The organism is Mycobacterium palustre, assembly GCF_002101785.1.
GTDB lineage: Bacteria > Actinomycetota > Actinomycetes > Mycobacteriales > Mycobacteriaceae > Mycobacterium > Mycobacterium palustre.
The window spans coordinates 12,677-30,636 of the sequence record NZ_LQPJ01000080.1 but is presented as its reverse complement, the minus strand read 5'-3'; the positions used below and the strand labels follow the sequence as shown (position 1 = coordinate 30,636).

At 70.7% G+C, this 17,960-nt stretch carries 18 protein-coding genes and 1 pseudogene; 9 read left to right on the top strand and 10 right to left on the bottom strand.

Features of this window, described 5'->3' with window-relative positions; translation table 11 throughout:
* Positions 1 to 134: 134 nt before the first annotated feature.
* A pseudogene (locus AWC19_RS31560) lies at positions 135 to 203 on the top strand (hypothetical protein); the annotation flags it as partial.
* Positions 204 to 250: 47 nt separating this feature from the next.
* Positions 251 to 397, top strand: a complete 147-nt coding sequence (locus AWC19_RS30470) for a hypothetical protein (RefSeq protein WP_245848847.1) — start codon at positions 251 to 253, stop codon at positions 395 to 397.
* Between the two features lie 50 nt (positions 398 to 447).
* Here the strand turns inward: AWC19_RS30470 and AWC19_RS08685 are convergent, their stop codons facing one another.
* A complete protein-coding gene (locus AWC19_RS08685) occupies positions 448 to 1,311 on the bottom strand; it encodes an SDR family NAD(P)-dependent oxidoreductase (protein ID WP_085077658.1) in 864 nt (287 codons plus the stop codon).
* Positions 1,308 to 1,910 (bottom strand): TetR/AcrR family transcriptional regulator, encoded by a 603-nt coding sequence (locus AWC19_RS08680; protein WP_085077657.1) that lies wholly within the window; start codon positions 1,908 to 1,910, stop codon positions 1,308 to 1,310. The genes AWC19_RS08685 and AWC19_RS08680 overlap by 4 nt, the downstream gene beginning before the upstream one ends.
* Before the next feature lie 72 nt (positions 1,911 to 1,982).
* Between AWC19_RS08680 and AWC19_RS08675 the strand changes: the two genes are divergently transcribed.
* On the top strand, positions 1,983 to 3,113 hold the full coding sequence (locus AWC19_RS08675; protein WP_276042796.1) for a phosphotransferase family protein: 1,131 nt from the start codon (positions 1,983 to 1,985) through the stop codon (positions 3,111 to 3,113).
* Positions 3,113 to 4,237: an Rv3169 family protein gene (locus AWC19_RS08670; protein WP_085077655.1), complete on the top strand. Its 1,125-nt coding sequence runs from the start codon at positions 3,113 to 3,115 to the stop codon at positions 4,235 to 4,237. Before AWC19_RS08675 ends, AWC19_RS08670 begins: the two co-directional genes overlap by 1 nt.
* A gap of 57 nt (positions 4,238 to 4,294) precedes the next feature.
* Here AWC19_RS08670 and AWC19_RS08665 read toward each other — a convergent pair whose 3' ends face one another.
* Together AWC19_RS08665 and AWC19_RS08660 are read right to left on the bottom strand one after the other, a co-directional pair.
* Entirely contained in the window at positions 4,295 to 5,668 is a 1,374-nt protein-coding gene (locus tag AWC19_RS08665) for an LLM class flavin-dependent oxidoreductase (RefSeq protein WP_085077654.1), read from the bottom strand.
* Between the two features lie 4 nt (positions 5,669 to 5,672).
* Entirely contained in the window at positions 5,673 to 6,980 is a 1,308-nt protein-coding gene (locus AWC19_RS08660; protein ID WP_085077653.1) for an MFS transporter, read from the bottom strand.
* Positions 6,981 to 7,092: 112 nt separating this feature from the next.
* Here AWC19_RS08660 and AWC19_RS08655 point away from each other — a divergent pair, with 112 nt between their 5' ends.
* A complete protein-coding gene (locus tag AWC19_RS08655; RefSeq protein ID WP_085077652.1) occupies positions 7,093 to 8,436 on the top strand; it encodes a flavin monoamine oxidase family protein in 1,344 nt (447 codons plus the stop codon).
* Here the strand turns inward: AWC19_RS08655 and AWC19_RS08650 are convergent.
* On the bottom strand, positions 8,431 to 9,396 hold the full coding sequence (locus AWC19_RS08650; protein WP_085077651.1) for an alpha/beta fold hydrolase: 966 nt from the start codon (positions 9,394 to 9,396) through the stop codon (positions 8,431 to 8,433). The genes AWC19_RS08655 and AWC19_RS08650 overlap by 6 nt on opposite strands.
* A 180-nt stretch (positions 9,397 to 9,576) precedes the next feature.
* Here AWC19_RS08650 and AWC19_RS08645 point away from each other — a divergent pair, with 180 nt between their 5' ends.
* A complete protein-coding gene (locus tag AWC19_RS08645; protein WP_245848845.1) occupies positions 9,577 to 10,278 on the top strand; it encodes an FAD-dependent oxidoreductase in 702 nt (233 codons plus the stop codon).
* Between the two features lie 5 nt (positions 10,279 to 10,283).
* Here the strand turns inward: AWC19_RS08645 and AWC19_RS08640 are convergent, their stop codons facing one another.
* The 4 genes from AWC19_RS08640 to AWC19_RS30045 form a co-directional block, all read right to left on the bottom strand.
* A complete protein-coding gene (locus tag AWC19_RS08640) occupies positions 10,284 to 10,718 on the bottom strand; it encodes an SRPBCC family protein (protein ID WP_085077650.1) in 435 nt (144 codons plus the stop codon).
* A 52-nt stretch (positions 10,719 to 10,770) separates the two neighbouring features.
* On the bottom strand, positions 10,771 to 11,820 hold the full coding sequence (locus AWC19_RS08635; protein ID WP_085077649.1) for a helix-turn-helix transcriptional regulator: 1,050 nt from the start codon (positions 11,818 to 11,820) through the stop codon (positions 10,771 to 10,773).
* Positions 11,817 to 12,995 (bottom strand): glycosyltransferase, encoded by a 1,179-nt coding sequence (locus tag AWC19_RS08630; protein ID WP_085077648.1) that lies wholly within the window; start codon positions 12,993 to 12,995, stop codon positions 11,817 to 11,819. The genes AWC19_RS08635 and AWC19_RS08630 overlap by 4 nt, the downstream gene beginning before the upstream one ends.
* Before the next feature lie 370 nt (positions 12,996 to 13,365).
* A complete protein-coding gene (locus tag AWC19_RS30045; protein WP_211284885.1) occupies positions 13,366 to 13,695 on the bottom strand; it encodes a hypothetical protein in 330 nt (109 codons plus the stop codon).
* Between the two features lie 93 nt (positions 13,696 to 13,788).
* Between AWC19_RS30045 and AWC19_RS08625 the strand changes: the two genes are divergently transcribed.
* Both AWC19_RS08625 and AWC19_RS08620 read left to right on the top strand, forming a co-directional pair.
* Positions 13,789 to 15,912: a catalase gene (locus tag AWC19_RS08625; protein WP_085077647.1), complete on the top strand. Its 2,124-nt coding sequence runs from the start codon at positions 13,789 to 13,791 to the stop codon at positions 15,910 to 15,912.
* 23 nt (positions 15,913 to 15,935) lie between these two features.
* Positions 15,936 to 16,193 (top strand): DUF7218 family protein, encoded by a 258-nt coding sequence (locus tag AWC19_RS08620; RefSeq protein ID WP_085077646.1) that lies wholly within the window; start codon positions 15,936 to 15,938, stop codon positions 16,191 to 16,193.
* Positions 16,194 to 16,206: 13 nt separating this feature from the next.
* On the opposite strand, the gene AWC19_RS08615 is transcribed toward AWC19_RS08620, so the two are convergent.
* Positions 16,207 to 16,782: a nucleotidyltransferase gene (locus AWC19_RS08615; RefSeq protein WP_085077645.1), complete on the bottom strand. Its 576-nt coding sequence runs from the start codon at positions 16,780 to 16,782 to the stop codon at positions 16,207 to 16,209.
* A 209-nt stretch (positions 16,783 to 16,991) separates the two neighbouring features.
* Between AWC19_RS08615 and AWC19_RS08610 the strand changes: the two genes are divergently transcribed.
* Complete coding sequence (locus AWC19_RS08610; protein ID WP_085077644.1) at positions 16,992 to 17,948, top strand: acyl-CoA dehydrogenase family protein; 957 nt, start codon at positions 16,992 to 16,994, stop codon at positions 17,946 to 17,948.
* Positions 17,949 to 17,960 lie beyond the last annotated feature (12 nt).

Here is a 17,960-nt window from a genome sequence, read left to right as displayed (position 1 = left end):
TACCTGCCTCACCAGCACCGGCTGATCATCCCGCACTCCTGGCCCGAACCATCAACCGACAGTCCGAAAGGTAGGGCTTCGTGACACACTGAACCGGTGCCGCCCAATCGGGACGTTGCGGCCTTCGACGATCGATTACGTTTCACCGTCGGGTCGCCGAAAATCTCGAGTACCTCGACTGCAAATTCGACCTCATCGTCAGCACGACGTCGTTCGACCACTGGGCGGACCAACGAGCCGGGCTCCAGGAATGCGCCCGGGCGGCCGGCTGGTGCTCGTCGACCGGATCTCGTCGTGGCTGCTGCCAACATTGGCCGCCGGCGGCCGCGGGAAGGCCCGCACGAAGAGACGCGCCACCGAGCTGGTGCTGCGCGCGGGATTCACTCGCCCGCAATGACACGGCGTATACGCGCTGATCATCAACGCGGTAACGGCAGCGAAAGCCGACTAGTCCAGCGTGAACGGCCGAAAGCTGCCGTCGAGCACCTGCAGGTGGCCGATGGTGCGGCCGGTCACGGAAGCGGCGTCGACCAGCGCCAACTCCACTGCGGCGCGGGCGAATTCGTCAGCCGGGGCGGTGTCGACGAATTCCCGGGCGTAGTAGGCCAGGCCCGGCGTCAGGATCGGCTTGGACGGCGCCAGCGCGTTTACCGCGATGCGGTGGTCGGCGAGGTCGTAGGCCGCGCATTGGGTGAGGTGCTCGAGCGCCGCCTTGGAACCGCCGTAGCCGGGCAGCACCCCGCCGGTGCGATCGGGATAGGGGCCGTCGCCGGGCATTCGCGACGCGACGGAGGTGACGTTGACGATCGAGCCGCCGCCCGCCTCGAGCATGTCGGGGCACACCAGTTGCATGAGCTCGTAGGCCGCGAACACCGCGATGTCGAAGTGCCGGCGAAACGCGTGCAACGGCGTGCTCACGAAGCCCGGCCAGTCGGGCTTGCCGCCCGCGGCCTTCGCGGCCTTGGCGCGCGGCGGCTGGCCGGGCACCGGCGGGCGGCCCGGCGCCGTGAACGCCGCGTTGTTGACCAGGATCGTGATGGGCCCCAACGCTTTTCGGGCCTCGATCACCAACCGGTCGACGTCGTCGCGGTCGGTCAGGTCGGCGCGGATCGGCACCGCGCGCCCGCCCGCCGCCTCGATGGCGGCCACCGTCTCGCCGATGGTCCCGGGAAGCCGCTCGTCCCACATCTGCTCGGTGCGCCCCACGACGGCCACCGCCGCGCCGTTGGCCGCGAGGGCCAGCGCGATCGCCCGGCCCAACCCGCGGCTGGCGCCGGTGACGATCGCGGCCCGGCCCGCTAACCGGGTCATCCCGTCACCCCGTGCACGACGATCGCGGCGGTCTGCTCCACCCACGTGTCGTCCAGCTTTTCCTCCGGGCGCAGCAGCATCCGCAGCATCGTCGCTCCCCCGATCAGCTCGATCAATCGGTCCGGGTCCACCTCACTGTGCGCCTCGCCCCGCTCGACGGCCTCGCGCAGCCGCGCCCTCACGGCGGCGAACAAGTCGGCGAAGCGCGACATCACCCGGGCGTTGAGCGCGGGGTCGGCCGTCATGTCCGCGACCAGACCCGGCAGCGCGGCCCGCACCACCGGCGTGGTGAACACGTCGCGGGTGGCCTCGATCATCATCCGGACGTCGGCGGCGATGTCGCCGGCCGGCGCCTCGAGCGCGGTCGGCGCGGCCGGGAACGCCGCCTCGTGCACCAGCTCGGCCTTGCTCGACCACCGGCGATACAGCGCCGATTTCGTGGTGCCGGCCCGCTCGGCGACGGCGGCCAGGCTGAGGTTCGAATAGCCGATCTGCACAAGCAGTTCCGCGGTCGCCGACAGGATCGCCGAATCGATGCGCGGATCCCGCGGGCGGCCGGCGCCAGGGGCCTTGTCAAGGTCGGATGGGTCTGCTTTCATAACGCTACCTACCGTATCGTAATTGCCTCGCTGAAGTCTCGAGGAATGGAGGCACCCGTGCCGAACGAACCCATGCTGGACAAAGTCGACCGACTCCAGCGGTCCAGCCGCGACGTCAGCACGCTGCCCGGCGTGCTGTCGCAATGGCTGTCGACGGTGCTGCCCGGCGGGGCGGGACGCGCTGAGCCGGAGGTGATCGTCGAGAGCGGCGTGGACTCCACGGGGATGTCGTCGGAAACCATCATCCTGACGGCGCGCTGGCAGCACGACGGCCGGCGGGTGGAGGAGAAGCTGGTGGCCCGCGTGGCACCGACCGCCGAGGACGTGCAGGTGTTCCCGACCTACCGGCTCGACCACCAATTCGACGTGATACGCACGGTCGGCGAGCTGACGGACGTCCCCGTCCCGCGGGTGCGCTGGCTGGAGCCCACCGGCAGCGTCCTGGGGACGCCGTTTTTCGTGATGGACTACGTCGACGGCGAGGTGCCGCCCGACGTGATGCCATACACGTTCGGCGGCAACTGGTTCGCCGACGCGCCCGCCGGACGCCGCCGCGAACTGCAGGACGCCACCGTCGGCGTGCTGGCCACGCTGCACTCGATCCCCAACGCGGAGAACACCTTCGGCTTCCTGACCGAAGGCCACCCCGGCGACACCGCGCTGCGCCGGCACTTCAACTGGGTCCGCGGGTGGTACGACTTCGCCGTGCCCGACATCGGCCGATCGCCCTTGCTGGAGCGGACTTTCGGTTGGCTGGAGGACAACTGGCCGGCCGAGGTCGCCGCGCGCGAGCCGGTGCTGCTGTGGGGCGACGCCCGGGTGGGCAACGTGTTGTACCGGGACTTCAAGCCGGTAGCGGTGCTGGACTGGGAGATGGTCACGCTCGGGCCGCGGGAGCTGGATGTCGCGTGGATGATCTACGCGCACATGGTGTTTCAGGAACTGGCCGGCCTGGCCGCGCTGCCCGGACTGCCCGACGTGATGCGCGAGGACGACGTTCGCGCCACTTATGAGCGGCTCACCGGCGTACAAATCGGCGACCTGCGCTGGTTCTACGTCTACTCCGGGGTGATGTGGGCGTGCGTGTTCATGCGCACCGGCGCGAGGCGGGTGCACTTCGGCGAGACCGAGAAACCCGAGGACGTCGAATCGCTGTTCTACCACGCCGGATTGATGAAGCGCCTGATCGGAGAGGAGAGCTGATGCCGCAGGCACTCGGACCGCTCGACGAGTTCCCGGTACACCAGATCCCCCAGCCGATCGCGTGGCCGGGCAGCTCGGACCGCAACTTCTACGACCGCTCCTACTTCAACGCCCACGACCGCACCGGAGACATCTTCGTCGTCAGCGGCATCGGCTACTACCCCAACCTCGGCGTCAAGGACGCGTTCTTCCTCGCGCGGCGCGGCGACACCCAGACCGCGGTGCACCTGTCCGACGCCATCGACGCCGACCGGCTCAACCAGCGCGTCAACGGCTACCGCATCGAGGTCAGCGAACCGCTGCGCAAGCTCCGACTCGTCCTCGACGAAACCGAGGGCATCGCAGCCGATCTCACGTGGGAGGGCATGTTCGACGTCGTCCAGGAGCAGCCGCACGTCCTGCGGTCGGGCAACCGCGTCACGCTGGACGCCCAGCGGTTCGCCCAGCTGGGCAGCTGGAGCGGTCGCATCGCCATCGACGGCGAGGAGATCGCCGTCGACCCGGCGACCTGGATCGGCAGCCGCGACCGGTCCTGGGGCATCCGCCCGATCGGCGAGCCCGAGCCCGCGGGCCGGCCCGCCGACCCGCCGTTCGAGGGCATGTGGTGGCTGTACGTGCCGATGGCCTTCGACGAGTTCGCGATCGTGCTGATCATCCAGGAGGAGCCCAACGGGTTCCGCTCGCTCAACGACTGCACCCGGGTCTGGCGCGACGGCCGCGTCGAACAGCTCGGCTGGCCGCGCGTGAAAATCCACTACCGCTCCGGCACCCGGATCTCCACCGGCGCCACGATCGACGCGACGGCCCCCGACGGCACCCCGGTGCACTTCGACGTCGAGTCCAAGCTGCCGGTGCCAATCCACGTCGGCGGCGGCTACGGCGGCGACTCCGACTGGCTGCACGGCATGTGGAAGGGCGAGAAATTCGTCGAGCGGCTGACCTACGACATGACCGACCCGGCGATCGTCGCGCGCTCCGGCTTCGGCGTGATCGACCACGTCGGCCGCGCGCTGTGCCGCGACGGCGACGGTGATCCGGTCGAGGGCTGGGGGCTCTACGAGCACGGCGCGCTCGGCCGCCACGACCCGTCGGGGTTCTCCGACTGGTTAACGGTCGCGCCCTAGCCTAGCCCGACGACGGCGAGCGCCGGCACGGCGCGAGTCAGGAGTCGGGCCATCGACCTAGCCCGACGACGGCGAGCGCCGGTACGCCGCGCCCGGGTGGTCGTCCGGCAATAACGGCCCGGAGCCGCCCAGCCGCTCCCGCAACGTCGACGACGGGACCCCGTCGGGCACCCGGCCGCGCCGACGCAGTTCGGGCACAACGTATTTGGCGAAGTCGACGAAGGTGCCAGGGGTGGTGACATAGGCGACGTTGAACCCGTCGACGTCGGCCTCGGCGACCCAGCGCTCGAGCTCGTCGGCCACCTCCGCTGGCGAACCGGCCAGCACCGGGCCCCGCCCGCCGATGCCGATCTCGGCGGCCAATTCCCGTACGGTCCAGGTGCGTTCGGGCGCCGCGGTGGTGAACGACGCCAGCGCCGACCGGTTGGCGTCGGTCTCGACGTAGCGCAGCGGTTCGTCGGGGTCGAGCTCGGCCAGGTCCACGCCGGTCCAGCCCCCGAAGAGCGCCAGCGCGCCCGTGCGGCTGACGAAGCGCCGGTATTCGTCCAGTTTGGCGACGGCCCGTTCGCGGGTTTCGGCGACGACCGGGGTGACCATCGTGAACACCTTGATGGAACGGGGATCTCGGCCCAGCTCGGCGGCGGCGGCCCGCAAGGCGCGCACCGGTCCGCGGACGACCTGCGGGGTGGGGCCGGAGACGAACACGGCCTCGGCGTGGGCCGCCGCGAATTTCACCCCGCGCGGCGAGGCGCCGGCCTGAAACAGCACCGGCGTGCGTTGCGGCGAAGGTTCGCACAGGAAGGGCCCCGGGACGGAGAAGTAGCGGCCCTTGTGCTCGATGTCGTGGACCTTGGCCGGGTCGGTGAAGACGCCCCGCTCGGCGTCACGCAGCACGGCACCGGGTTCCCACGACGCCTCCCACAGCTTGTAGCAGACCTCGAGGTATTCGTCGGCGATCTCGTAGCGCTGATCGTGCGGAATCTGGGTCTGCAGGCCGAGATTGCGTGCGGCGCTGTCGAGATACGACGTCACGATGTTCCAGGCCACCCGGCCCCCGGTGAGGTGGTCGAGCGTCGTGAGCCTGCGGGCCAGCGCGTAGGGCTGCTCGTAGGTCAGCGACAGCGTGATCCCGAACCCGAGGGTTTCGGTCACCGCCGCCATCGCCGAGACGGCCGCGGTCGGGTCGTTGACCGGAAACTGCGCGGCGTCGCGCACCGCCGCGTCCCGCGAGCCGCCGTACACGTCGTAGGCGCCGAGCACGTCGGCCAGAAACAGCGCGTCGAAGCCGCCGCCTTCCAGAATGCGGGCCAGCTCGGTCCAGTAGCCGAGTTCGCGGTAGCGATGGCCCTGGTCCTCGGGGTGGCGCCACAGCCCCGCCGACTGGTGGCCGACGCAGGCCATGTCGAAGGCGTTGAGGAAGATCCTGCTCATGTGCTCACCCGATGTCGTCCGCGTAGGTTTCCTCGGCCGCGTAGGCCGCCGCGACCGTGATGGCCGCCAACGCCGCGAAATACGCGACGATCAGCCAGGGCCGGCCGCCGCCGGCGACCAGCAGGGCCGCGGCGATCAACGGCGCGAACCCTCCGGACAGCACAGCTCCGATCTGGTAGCCCAGCGACGAGCCACTGTAGCGCACCCGGGTATCGAACAGTTCGGCGAACCACGCGGCCTGCGGACCATACATCGCGTCGTGAACGACGTTGATGCCGAACACGATCGCCGCCACCACCGCGACCGTCGAGCCGCTTCCGGCGGCGGCGAAGAACAACGCCAGGGCCGCGACGCCCGCCAGCGCCCCGAACAGGTACGGTGGCCGCCGCCCGATGCGGTCCGACAACAGCGCCCAGCCCGGGGTGCTGAGCAACCCGACGGCAGACGAGATCAGCACCGCCGCCAGGCCGACCCCGCTGTCCTTGCCGAACGAACCCTGAAGGTAGCTAAGCGAATACGTGGTCAGCAGCACGAACAGCGCGATCTGTGACATCCGCAACCCGGTCGTGATCACGACATTGCGCGGCTGAGCCCGCAGCACCTCGAGCACCGGCAGCCGCGCCAGCTCGCCGCGGCGCCGGAGGCGCTCGAAAACCTCGGCGTCGGAAAGCCGCAGCCGCGCGACCAGACCGATGATCACCAGGATCACGCTGGCCAGGAAGGGAATTCGCCATCCGGACGCGAGAAAACCGGCCGCACCGGTGGCCCTGCGCGTCACGAAAAAGACGGAGGACGCCAGCAACATGCCGGCCGGGGAGCCCAGCTGGGTAAAGCTGCCGAACAGCCCGCGCCGCCCGGGCGGCGCATGCTCGACCGATAGCACCGCCGCACCACCCCACTCGGCGCCCACGGCCAGGCCCTGCAACACCCGCAGCGTCGCGAGCAGCGCGGGCGCGAGCAGCCCCGCCTCGCGATAGGTCGGCAGCGCCCCGATCGCGGTGGTGACCAGACCCATCACGAGCAGGGCGCCGACGAGGACGGCCTTGCGGCCGAGCCGGTCCCCGAAGTGGCCCGACACGATGGCGCCGACCGGCCGGGCGCCGAACCCGGCGGCATACGTGGCGAAGGACGCCAGCGTCCCGGCGGTGGGCGAGATGTTTGGAAAGAACAACGGTTTGAACACCAGCGCGGACGCGGTCGCGTACAGGTAGAAGTCGTACCACTCGATCGTGGTGCCGATAAAGCTGCTGACGGCGACGGTCCGGAGCTGCGATCTGGTGTCGGCAGCCGCGGCCGGGGCGGTGACAATCACGTGGTCGCAGGTTATGCAGGACTTCGCCGCCGGCCCATGGTTGCCATCGCCGTGATGCGAACGGCCGGTCGAAAATTCTGCGAAACGGTCGCGATGCGGTTGACTAGACGATGTGACAAAGCCGCGGATCGTCGACGTTGTCGTCGTCGGTGCCGGCTTTGCCGGGCTGTCCGCGGCGCGCGAGCTGACGCGGCAGGGCCACGACGTGCTGGTCTTCGAGGGCCGTGACCGCGTCGGCGGGCGCTCGTTGACGGGCAGCGTCGCGGGATGGCCCGCCGACCTGGGCGGCACGTTCGTCGGGCCGACCCAAGACGCCGTCCTGGCGCTGGCGGCCGAGCTCGACATCCCGACCGTCCCGACCCACCACGACGGCAAGAACGTCATCCGATGGCGCGGCGGGACCCGCTCCTACCGCGGCACCATTCCCAAGCTTTCGCTCACCGGGCTGCTCGACATCGGCCGGCTGCGTTGGCAATTCGACAGGATCGCCCGCGCCGTGCCGGTGGCCGCGCCGTGGGAGGCGCGCCGCGCGCGCGAGCTGGACGGCATGTCGCTCGGCGAGTGGTTGCGCTCGGTGCGCGCGAGCGCCTCCTCCGTTGACCTGATAGCCATCGTGGCCCGCGTGACCTGGGGGTGCGAACCCGGCGAGGTGTCGATGCTGCACGCCGCCCGCTACACCCACGCCGCCGGCGGCCTGGACCGGCTGCTCGACGTGGAAAACGGCGCCCAGCAGGACCGTTTCCCGGGCGGCACCCAGCAGATCGCCCAGGCGGCGGCCGCCGAACTGGGCCCGCGCGTCGTGCTCGGCGCGCCGGTGCGCCGCATCGAGCGCCACGGCGCCGGGGTGAGGGTCGAAAGCGACGCCGTCTCCGCGGCGGCGGGGTTCGTCATCGTCGCGATCCCGCCGGCCCATCGCGCCTCGATCGAGTTCGCTCCCCCGTTGCCCGCCGAGTATTACCAGCTCGCCCGGCACTGGCCGCTGGGCCGGCTCAGCAAGGCCTACGCCGCCTACGAGACGCCGTTCTGGCGCGCCGACGGGTTCTCGGGGCAGGCGCTGTCCGACGAGGGCCCGGTGTTCATCACCTTCGACGTCAGCCCGCACGCGGCCGGGCCGGGCGTCCTGATGGGATTCGTCGACGCCCGCGCCTTCGACCAGCTTCCCCCCGAGCAGCGCCGCCGCGACGCGCTGCGCTGCTTCGCGTCGCTGTTCGGCGACGACGCGCTGGGGCCGCTCGACTATGTCGACCATCGTTGGGGCGCAGAGGGTTTCGCGCCGGGCGGCCCGACGGCGGCGGTGCCGCCGGGCTCGTGGACACGATTCGGCCGGTGGTTGCGCGAGCCGGTCGGGCCGATCCATTGGGCCGGCACCGAGACCGCCGACGAATGGACCGGGTTCCTCGACGGCGCCGTCAGGTCCGGCCGGCGCGCGGCCGCCGCGGTCGCCGCCCTGCTATGAGCTGATCCGGACCTCGCGGCTCACCGATTCGGCCAGCGCCCGCAGGTGCCGGCTGACCTCGCCGGGGTGTTCGAGCATCGAGCAGTGCCCGCCGGGCAGCTCGACGAGGCCGATGACATTCGGCGCGGTGCGGGCGATCCTGCGGGACTGGGCGATCGGCGTCAGGCGATCGCGTTCGCTGCCGATGACCAAGGTGGGCACCGTCAAGCCGTCCAGGTGCAGATGCCGTGACCCCAGCGCGTCGACGAGCATCTTGGCGCACCCGTCGCGCCCGGCGGGCGAGGTCTGCGCGAACAGCTCGTAGATGATCCGGGCGGCGCTCGGGTCCGCGTCGCGTCCGACCGCCAGCATGGCGACGACGTAGCGGCTGGGGATCCGGGCCGCGGTGGGCACCGGGAGCCCGCCGAAGACGTTGACCAGGCCGCGGGCGGCCAAGATCCGCGCCTCGGCGAATCCGCGCAACTCGCGCGGCACGGCGAGCAGCCTGACCTCCCGCACCAGGTCCCCGGTCGTGGTGTTGAGCAGCGCCACGGCGTCGGCACGGCGGCGCACCTTGTCGCGGTAGTGCGTCGACCAGGCGGCGATCGCGATGCCGCCCATCGAGTGCCCGGCCAGCACCGCGCGCTCGCGCGGTCCCAGCGTCGCCTCGAGGACCGAATCCAGGTCGGAGGCAAGCAGTTCCAGGCTGTAGCCGCCACGGCGCGGAACCCCGCTGCGCCCGTGCCCGCGGTGGTCGAACGCGATCACCCGGTATTCGGTTGCCAGATCGGCGATCTGGTGCGCCCAGGCCCGGATCGCGCAGGTGATGCCGTGCGTCAGCATGATGGGGTAGCCGTCGGGCGGTCCGAAAACCTCGGTGTGCAAAGGGGTTCCGTCGACCGCGCGCACGGTCAGGTTGCGGCTCGGCGGCAGTTCGGCGGGGAGCCGCCCGGTATTCCGAGTCGATCGCGCCACACCCATCGCCGCTCCCCCTTCGAACGCGGCCCCATCGCCGCACCTGAGGCTGTACGCGAGTTTAGCTCGCACCCAACGACGGACGCGGCGAAATCGGCCGATACGCGCCGGAAATTCGAGCAGGAACGCGCAACGAGCGGCGCCCGCGGCCCGTCGCGGTGTGGGACGCTGATAGACGTGTCCCCGATGAGCCGTCGGGGGTTTCTCGCGGCCTCGACGTGCGCGGTGGGAGGTGGGCTGGCGGCCGCCTGCGCGACGGGTCACCCGCCGACGCCCGGCACCAAGTCGGTGCTCGTGCCCCGGCTGTTGGCCGGCGGCCTAAAGATCGTGCTGGGCACCCGGGTCACCGCCGCCGGAAGCCGCTCGTTCGAGGGCGCCGCCGCGATCGTCACCGTCCCGCTGGGGGTGCTGAAATCCGGTGCCGTCGCGTTCGATCCGCCGCTTCCCGACGGACACACCCGCGCGGTGAACGCGCTGGGGTTCGGCGCGCTGTCCAAGGGCTTTTTCCGTTTCGCCCGGCGAACCTGGAACGTGGACAACGCCTTCTACCAATTCCTCGGCACCGCGCCGGGGGTATGGTCGCAGTGGTTCGCGCTGCCGAGCGCGGCGGGCCCGGTCGTGTTGGCGTTCAACGCCGGTGAGCGCGGCCGGTCGGCGGAGTCGTCCGCACCCGGCGACCTGATGGCCGCCGCGCCGTCGCCCGGCGACTCTTCGGCGACGACAACGGCGCCGTCGATGTCGTCGACGTCCGCTCCTCGAAGTGGACTCTCGACCCCGACGCGCGCGGCGCCTACTCGTTGCACGCGCCCGGATCCGGCCACCGTGACCGGCGCCGTGGTCAGCGGCCGAGACGCCGCGGGCCGGCTGACGCACCGATTGAGCGGGTGACGGGGCTACTTCGCCAGCCGCCGCGCGCACGCGTCGAGGATCGCCGAAAAGCTGGACCGCAGAAGCGGATACGTGACCCTTTCGAGCAGCCTGCCCCCGGCCCGGACGGGGTGGGTGTAGTGGCTCAGCCAGTCGACGTGGGTGCCGCTCTCCGAAGCGGTGAACGTCAGGGTGCCACCCTCGTGGTTGAACGGCGGAACCGACCGCACGATCAAATACGAATAGCTGCGGGGCCGGTCGTAGGCCGTGATCTCCTCGCGGAACCAGCTGCCGACGCAGAGCACCTCGCGGACCGCGCCGGCGCCGGGCCCCGGCGAATCCTTCGCGTACCGCGCGCGCAGGGCCAGCGGTGCGGCGGCCAGGTTGACCGGGTCGGCCAGCCAATCGAAGACCTGCTCCACCGGCGCGTCGATGGTGCGCTCGACGTGAATTTCGACCATTCGACCATGCTAGACGCGGCCGGGCTAAGCCATCCGGGCTAAGCCATCCGGGCTAAGCCATGTGTTTAAGCGTTGTGTGCGGGCTTTGCCCGTAGTGCTGCCGGTAAAGCACCGCGAACCGGCCGGTGTGGGCGAAGCCCCAGCGCCGCGCGATCTCGGTGACGGTGGTGGCGGACGGTGCCCCGGCGGTCAGCTCCCGATGCGCGCAGTGCAGCCGGACGCGGCGCAGGTACTCGGTAGGCGTGGTGTCGAGCTGGCGCCGGAACAGGTACTGCACCGCCCTGGGCGTCAGGTGTACCGCGCCCGCAACGTCGTTGATGCCGATGTCCGAGGCGGCGTGACGGTGGATGAAGGCCGCCGCGTCCTTGAGCGTCTCCGAGAGCGCGGAGTCGCTGGCGGGGTCCAGCTCGGTCAGGTTGGACGGGTAGCACTCGAGCAGCGCGCCGGCCAGCACGGGGGCCACCGTCGCGACCACCAGGGGCTGCCGGGCGGTGTCCGGGGCGGCCAGGGTCGCCGTCGCGTAGTCCAGAGCCCGACGCCATGCGAGCACGGCGCCGCGCGAGCGGGGGCGGGGGCTTAAGAACCGGATCTGCTGCGACAACGGCGGATGCGACTCGGCGGCGGCATTGGCCAACGCCTCAGCCCTCAGTGTCACCACGTCGAAGCGGCCGTCGTTGACTTGAAGCGCGCACGACATGCCGTGGGCCACCAGCACCGGGCAGTCCACCTGCGGGAACGGGGTGCCCGGCACCGCCAGCGTTCCCGCGCGGGGTTGGATCACGACCACGGTGTCGGCGGGGGGAATCTCGACGCTTAGCCGCCCTTGAATCAGCACCTCGTCGATCGTGACCGGGCCGGCCGCGCAGCGCCGATGGGTGACGGCCGAGCGGTTCGCGGGCCCCCGGACCCGCCAGCCCGGCGTGTAGGCGCCCCCGAAGAACAGTCGCGCCGCCTCGGGTTCGACGGTGCGGAATTGCTCATAGCGAGGCGGGGCCGGATTCGGATCGCGCGCGAACGCGTGACGGGCGGGACGGAGGTCGACGTGGATCGCGCCGGCGTCGACCGCACCGCCCGGTGCCGCGCCGGTGAGGGTCGTGGTCACCGGGTGCCCGCGCGATGGGCGGCGGGCGACACCGTGGTGGACCCGAGTGTGGCGGCCTGGCGGTAAATGTTCAGCGCGTCGAGCGCCATCCGGTCCCAGGTGAAGCGCGACACCGCGCGGCTTCGACCGGCAGCGCCCATGCTGTCGCACTGAAAGCTTTGCGGCAGAAGGTTTCTCAACGCGGCGGCAAGCGCGGCGGGGGTGTGTTGGCGCAGCACGACCCCGGTGACGGCATCAACCACGACGTCCGGCAGGACCCCGACCGGCAGGGCGACCACCGCCACCCCGCAGGCCATGGCCTGTAACACCGGTGTCGCGCGCGGTGGCCGGCGCGGTGTGCAGGCCACCAGGTCGGCCGATCGCAGCAGGGCCGGCAGTTCGGCGCCGTCGACCGCGCCCGCGAACCGGACCCGGTCGGCCACCCCCAATTCGGCGGCGAGACCCTCGAGCCGGGCGCGGTCCGCGTCGTGGTCGGGGGCGCCGCGGCCGGTTTCCGCGACGACGAGCTCGGCGCCCGCGACCCTGGGCAGGGCACGGATGACAACGTCAAACCCGTTAACCGGCCGCGGGTCCGGCCCCAGGCTCACGACACGATGCGGGCCCTGCTTGGCATCCGCGGGCCCCACCGGGGTGAATCGCTCGACATCCACGCCGCTGCCCAGGCTGGAGATCCGCCCCCGGCTGCGCCGCAGCCGCGCCAGCGCGTCGACGTCCGCGGTGGACTCGGCCGTCACCCACGCCGCGCCACGCGCCAGCAGCGGCTCGATCCGTCCGCGTTCCCCGGCACAACGCGAACACTCGCCCGACGTCGCGGCCAGCCCATGAAAGCTCTGGACGGTCGGAATCCCGCGCCGCCCCGCCGCGAGTTGGGCGGCCAACCCGCCCAGCCAGCCATAGGCGTGCACGACATCGGGCCGCCGCGCTGACCACTCCCGTTCGAGGGTTGCCGCCCAGTCCCCGACGTAGGGCAGCAGCGCCGCGCCCGAGGTCGCCGCCCGGGGCCCGACGCGTAGCGCCACGACTCGGCAGCCGCGCTCGGCTCGCGCCCGCGTCGACCGGCGCTTGGGCTGCCGAACGTAGGCGGTCGCGTCGTGCCCGCGGTCCGCGAGCGCGACGCAAAGCTGCTGGGCGTCGTCGCCGACGAGGTCGTCACCGGCAACGATCGCGATCCTCATTCCCCGCTCCCTCCGGCCGCAGCCGTCAAGACCGGGTCTACCCGGCACGGCCCCTGCGAAAACGCCGCCCGGGGCCACCACGTTGGTCCCAGGCCGACGGTGGCGGCGCCGCAACTGTGACGTCGCCGCTGAACCGGTGGGCAGCGGGTGATGCGCTGAAGGACTCGAAAATATTCGCGGGGCGACAGCAAGCTCTCGCGACCGACCAATCCCCAGCTTGCCCGTGGGCGTGGGGATGGCAGCCCTACGCCCGGCACAGCGCCGAGACGATGGCCAGACCCGAGACGACCTCGGCGCCGCGGTCGGCGCCTTCGTACCGCCCGGGCAGGCGGTCGCTGCCGTCCTCGACAGCCACGGTGACCGCGTCCCGCTAGCTGTCGAGGATCGGCACCGGCGCGCTGTCGGTGTGGTCGAGGACGTTTGCGACGAAGACGGTTGCCACCGTGGCGGCCACGGGAATCAGGTCACGGGCGTCCCACCTGGTGGGCCGGCCGGTGACCAGGGCGCGGGCCAGCCCGACCCCGGAGCGAGCGAGGGGAAGCTGGGTACGCGCCCGCCGCCGGACCGGCGACGACTGCGGTTGGACGGCGCAGAGTCCCGCGGCGAGGCCCGAGAGCGCTTTGAACCCAGCGCCGACGCACCGATCGCTACCACGGCACGCAACTCGCCGCGGTTGCGGGCCGCGTCCATCACGTGCCACGACTACCCCGATGAACGCTATGTGACCGCACGCCGGCTGGATAGATCGTGGCCGAACCGTTTTGCAGCCGGCCCAGGGTGGTAACCGCGAGCAATGGGCACAGACAACACGTCCGATCCGAAGCAGCGCGACCTCGATCCGGCGCGGTTCCCGCGTGACACCGGTTACCTGACCACGCAGCAGGGCGTCCGCGTCGATCACACCGACGACTCGCTGACCGCGGGCGAGCGCGGTCCTACCCTGCTGGAGGACTTTCACGCCCGGGAAAAGCTCACGCACTTCGACCACGAGCGCATCCCCGAGCGGGTGGTGCACGCGCGCGGGGCCGGGGCGTACGGGTTCTTCGAGCCCTACGACGGCTGGCTCTCGGAATACACCGCCGCGAAATTCCTCACCACACCGGGCACCAAAACACCGGTGTTCGTGCGGTTTTCCACGGTGGCCGGCTCGCGCGGGTCGGCCGACACCGTCCGCGATGTGCGCGGGTTCGCCACCAAGTTCTACACCGACCAGGGCAACTACGACCTCGTCGGCAACAACTTCCCGGTCTTCTTCATCCAGGACGGCATCAAGTTCCCCGACTTCGTGCACGCGGTAAAACCCGAGCCGCACAACAAGATTCCGCAAGCTGCGTCGGCCCACGACACACTGTGGGACTTCGTCTCGCTGCAGCCCGAGACGCTGCACGCCATAATGTGGCTGATGTCCGACCGCGCGCTGCCGCGCAGCTACCGGATGATGCAGGGCTTCGGCGTGCACACCTTCCGGCTGGTAAACGCCCGGGGCGAAGGCACTTTCGTGAAGTTCCACTGGAAGCCGCGCCTGGGCGTGCACTCGCTGATTTGGGACGAATGCCAGAAAATCGCCGGCAAGGACCCGGATTACAACCGGCGCGACCTGTGGGAGGCCATCGAGTCGGGCCAATACCCGGAATGGGAGCTGGGGGTGCAGCTGGTGTCCGAGGAAGACGAGTTCAAGTTCGACTTCGACCTGCTCGACGCCACGAAAATCATTCCCGAAGAACAGGTTCCGGTCCGACCGGTGGGCAAGATGGTGCTGAACCGCAATCCGGACAACTTCTTCGCCGAGACCGAGCAGGTGGCCTTCCACACCGCCAACGTGGTGCCCGGCATCGACTTCACCAACGACCCGCTGCTGCAGTTCCGCAACTTCTCCTACCTGGACACCCAGCTGATTCGCCTGGGCGGCCCAAACTTTGCGCAGCTGCCGGTCAACCGGCCGGTGGCCGAGGTGCGCACCAACCAGCACGACGGCTACTCCCAGCACACCATCCCGCAGGGCCGGTCCAGCTACTACAAAAACACCATCGGGGGCGGGTGCCCGGCACTGGCCACCGAGGACGTCTTCCGCCACTACACCCAGCGCACCGACGGTGCGACGATGCGCAAGCGCGCCAAGTCCTTCGAGAATCACTACGGCCAGGCCCGGATGTTCTGGAAGAGCATGTCGGCGGTCGAGGCCGAACACATCGTCGCCGCGTTCGCGTTCGAGCTCGGCAAGGTCGAGGTCCCCGACATCCGCTCGGCGGTGGTGGCCCAGCTCGCCCGCGTCGACGGCGAGCTGGCCGGCCGGGTGGCGGCGAAGCTGGGACTGCCCGAGCCGCCCGAAGAGGCCGTCGACGGCGCGGTGCCCGCGTCGCCGGCTCTATCCCAAATCGGCGGGTCACAGATCGGTGGCGGCGACACCATCGCGACCCGCAAGATCGCCGTGCTGGCCGCCGACGGGGTCGACGTCGTCGGCACGCAGCGCTTCAAGGGCCTCATGGCGCAGCGCGGCGCGATCGTCGAGGTGCTGGCGCCCGTCGCCGGTGGGACCCTGCGCGGCGGGTCGGGCGGCGAACTGCCCGTCGACCGGGCGTTCACCACGATGGCGTCGGTGCTCTACGACGCGGTCGTGGTGGCCTGCGGACCGGACTCGGTGGCGACGCTGAGCGGTGACGGCTACGCCATGCATTTTTTGATCGAGGCCTACAAGCACCTCAAGCCGATCGGCGCCTACGGCGCGGGGATCGACCTGCTGCGGTCGGCGAACATCGACACGCGTCTCGCCGAAAATACCGCCGTGGTCAACGACCGAGCCGTCGTGACCACCACGGCGGCCGCCGACGAATTGCCCGACGAATTCGCCGAGCAATTCGCCGCGGCGCTCGCCCGGCATCGTTGCTGGGAGCGCCGGACCGACCCGGTACCGGCATAACGATCACCACAGGAGGTTCACTCATGCCAAATTCATCGATCAAGAACGAGAAGATGTACGAGGAATTGCGCAAGAAGGGCGATTCCAAGGAGAAGGCCGCGCGGATTTCCAACGCGGCCGCGGGCCGGGGCAAGTCGTCGGTCGGCCGCAAGGGCGGCAAGTCCGGGTCTTACGCGGACTGGACGGTGCCGCAACTGAAGAAGAAGGCCAAAGAGCTTGGCATTTCAGGCTATTCGAGCCTGACCAAGGACAAACTGGTCGCCAAACTGCGCAATCACTGACCGCCGCCATCGGTCAGCCGGTGAGGCCGAGCCGATCCGCCAGCACCAAAAACGCGGCCGCGTAATCGTTGTCGGCCGTGCGGGTGCGGATCTCGTCCCAGTCCAGCCGTTCGCGGACCGCCCGCACCGGCGGGAGCAGCGTGCCGAAGTCGCAGTGGTGTTCGTTGAGCGAACGCAGCTTCTGGATGAGCACCATGGTGGGCGGCAGCACCGGCATGCCAATGGCCAGCACGTCGCGCACCTCGGCCCGGTCCAGCAGCTCCGGCTCCACCCGCACGCCGTTGATGCGGTACAACACGTCGACGACCGTGTCGCCGGCGCGCGCCTTGAACAGCCAATCCTCGGGCGGGTGTTCGACGGTGAACCCGGCGCCGCGCAGCGTGGCCTCGGCGCCGGCCACGTCCGACTCGGCCACCACCAGGTCCACGTCGTGGCTCGGCTCGGGCGCGCCGAACGCCCACAGCGCGTAGCTGCCGGCCAGCGCGAACCGCGGTCCGTTTTCCTTGAGCGCGGAGGCGGCGCCGCGCAGCGCCTCCCGCAGCCGCGCGCGACACTCGGACACGTCGGTCGCCGTCTCGGTGGGTGTCATGGTGCATAGGTCATACCCCGCCGTCGGGCGGGGCAACCTGACCGGCGCTGCACCCCATCGGGTTTCGACACGGTGTTTCGACATCGGGTTTCGACCGTTTAAGCGATAGTGATACCGGGCAAGTATCCAGTTATGTCAGCCCACGTGCCGTCGGTGAGATTCGCCCGTTGCCCCGGGCGACCGCAACGATCGGTGGCGGGTGACTTCGCGTGACGGCGGGGTTGGTCAAGCACTGGCTGGAGTCGGGACGACTCGAGTTGCCCTTGCCCGCGTCCGGACGCACCGCCGAACGCTGGCAACGCCTGTCCAGGTTGGCCGAGGACGACATCGCGGCGGCCCGCATCGCCGAGTCACACGTCGACGCGGTCGCGATCCTGCATGAGCTGGGCGGCAAGCCCCCCCAGTCCGGCCAGCTGTGGGCCGTGTGGACCGCCGAATCCCCCGACGCCCTGGTGACCGCCACCGCCGTCAACGGCGGCGCGGTGATCCTAAACGGCACCAAGGTGTGGTGTTCGGGCGCCGGGTTTTGCACCCACGCGCTGGTGACCGCCCGGCTCGAAGACGGCAGCAGCGGGCTGTTCGCGGTGACCGTCACCGAGCCCGCCGTCAAACCGTTGCCCACGACGTGGTGGAACGTCGGCATGGCCGGCAGCGACACCCGCGCGGTGCAGTTCACCAACGCCCACGCCGTCGCCGTCGGCGACCCCGACGGCTACCCGAACCGCCCCGGTTTCTGGCATGGCGCGATCGGGGTCGCCGCGTGCTGGCTCGGCGGGGCGCGCCGCGTCGCCGAGCCGCTCTACCGCTCCGCCAAAAGCACCTCGGCCGACGCCTACGCGCTGGCCCATCTGGGCGCCGTCGACGCCGCGCTCGCCGCCGGGGACGCGATCCTGGCCGCCGCGGCGCTGCAGATCGATTCCGATCCGTTCGACCGGGCGGGCACCGCTCAACTGCTGGCCCGCCGCGCCCGCACCGTCATCGAGCACGCGGCCGACGAAGCCATCACCCGGACCGGCCGCGCCCTGGGCCCCGGCCCGTTGTGTCAGGACGGCCGGCACGCCCAGCGGGTCGCCGACCTGACCATCTACATCCGGCAAAGCCACGCCGAGCGCGACCTGGCCAAGCTGGGACGGCTGGCCGGGCAACGGCCGTTGCCCACTTCCTAAAAGGACCGCGCC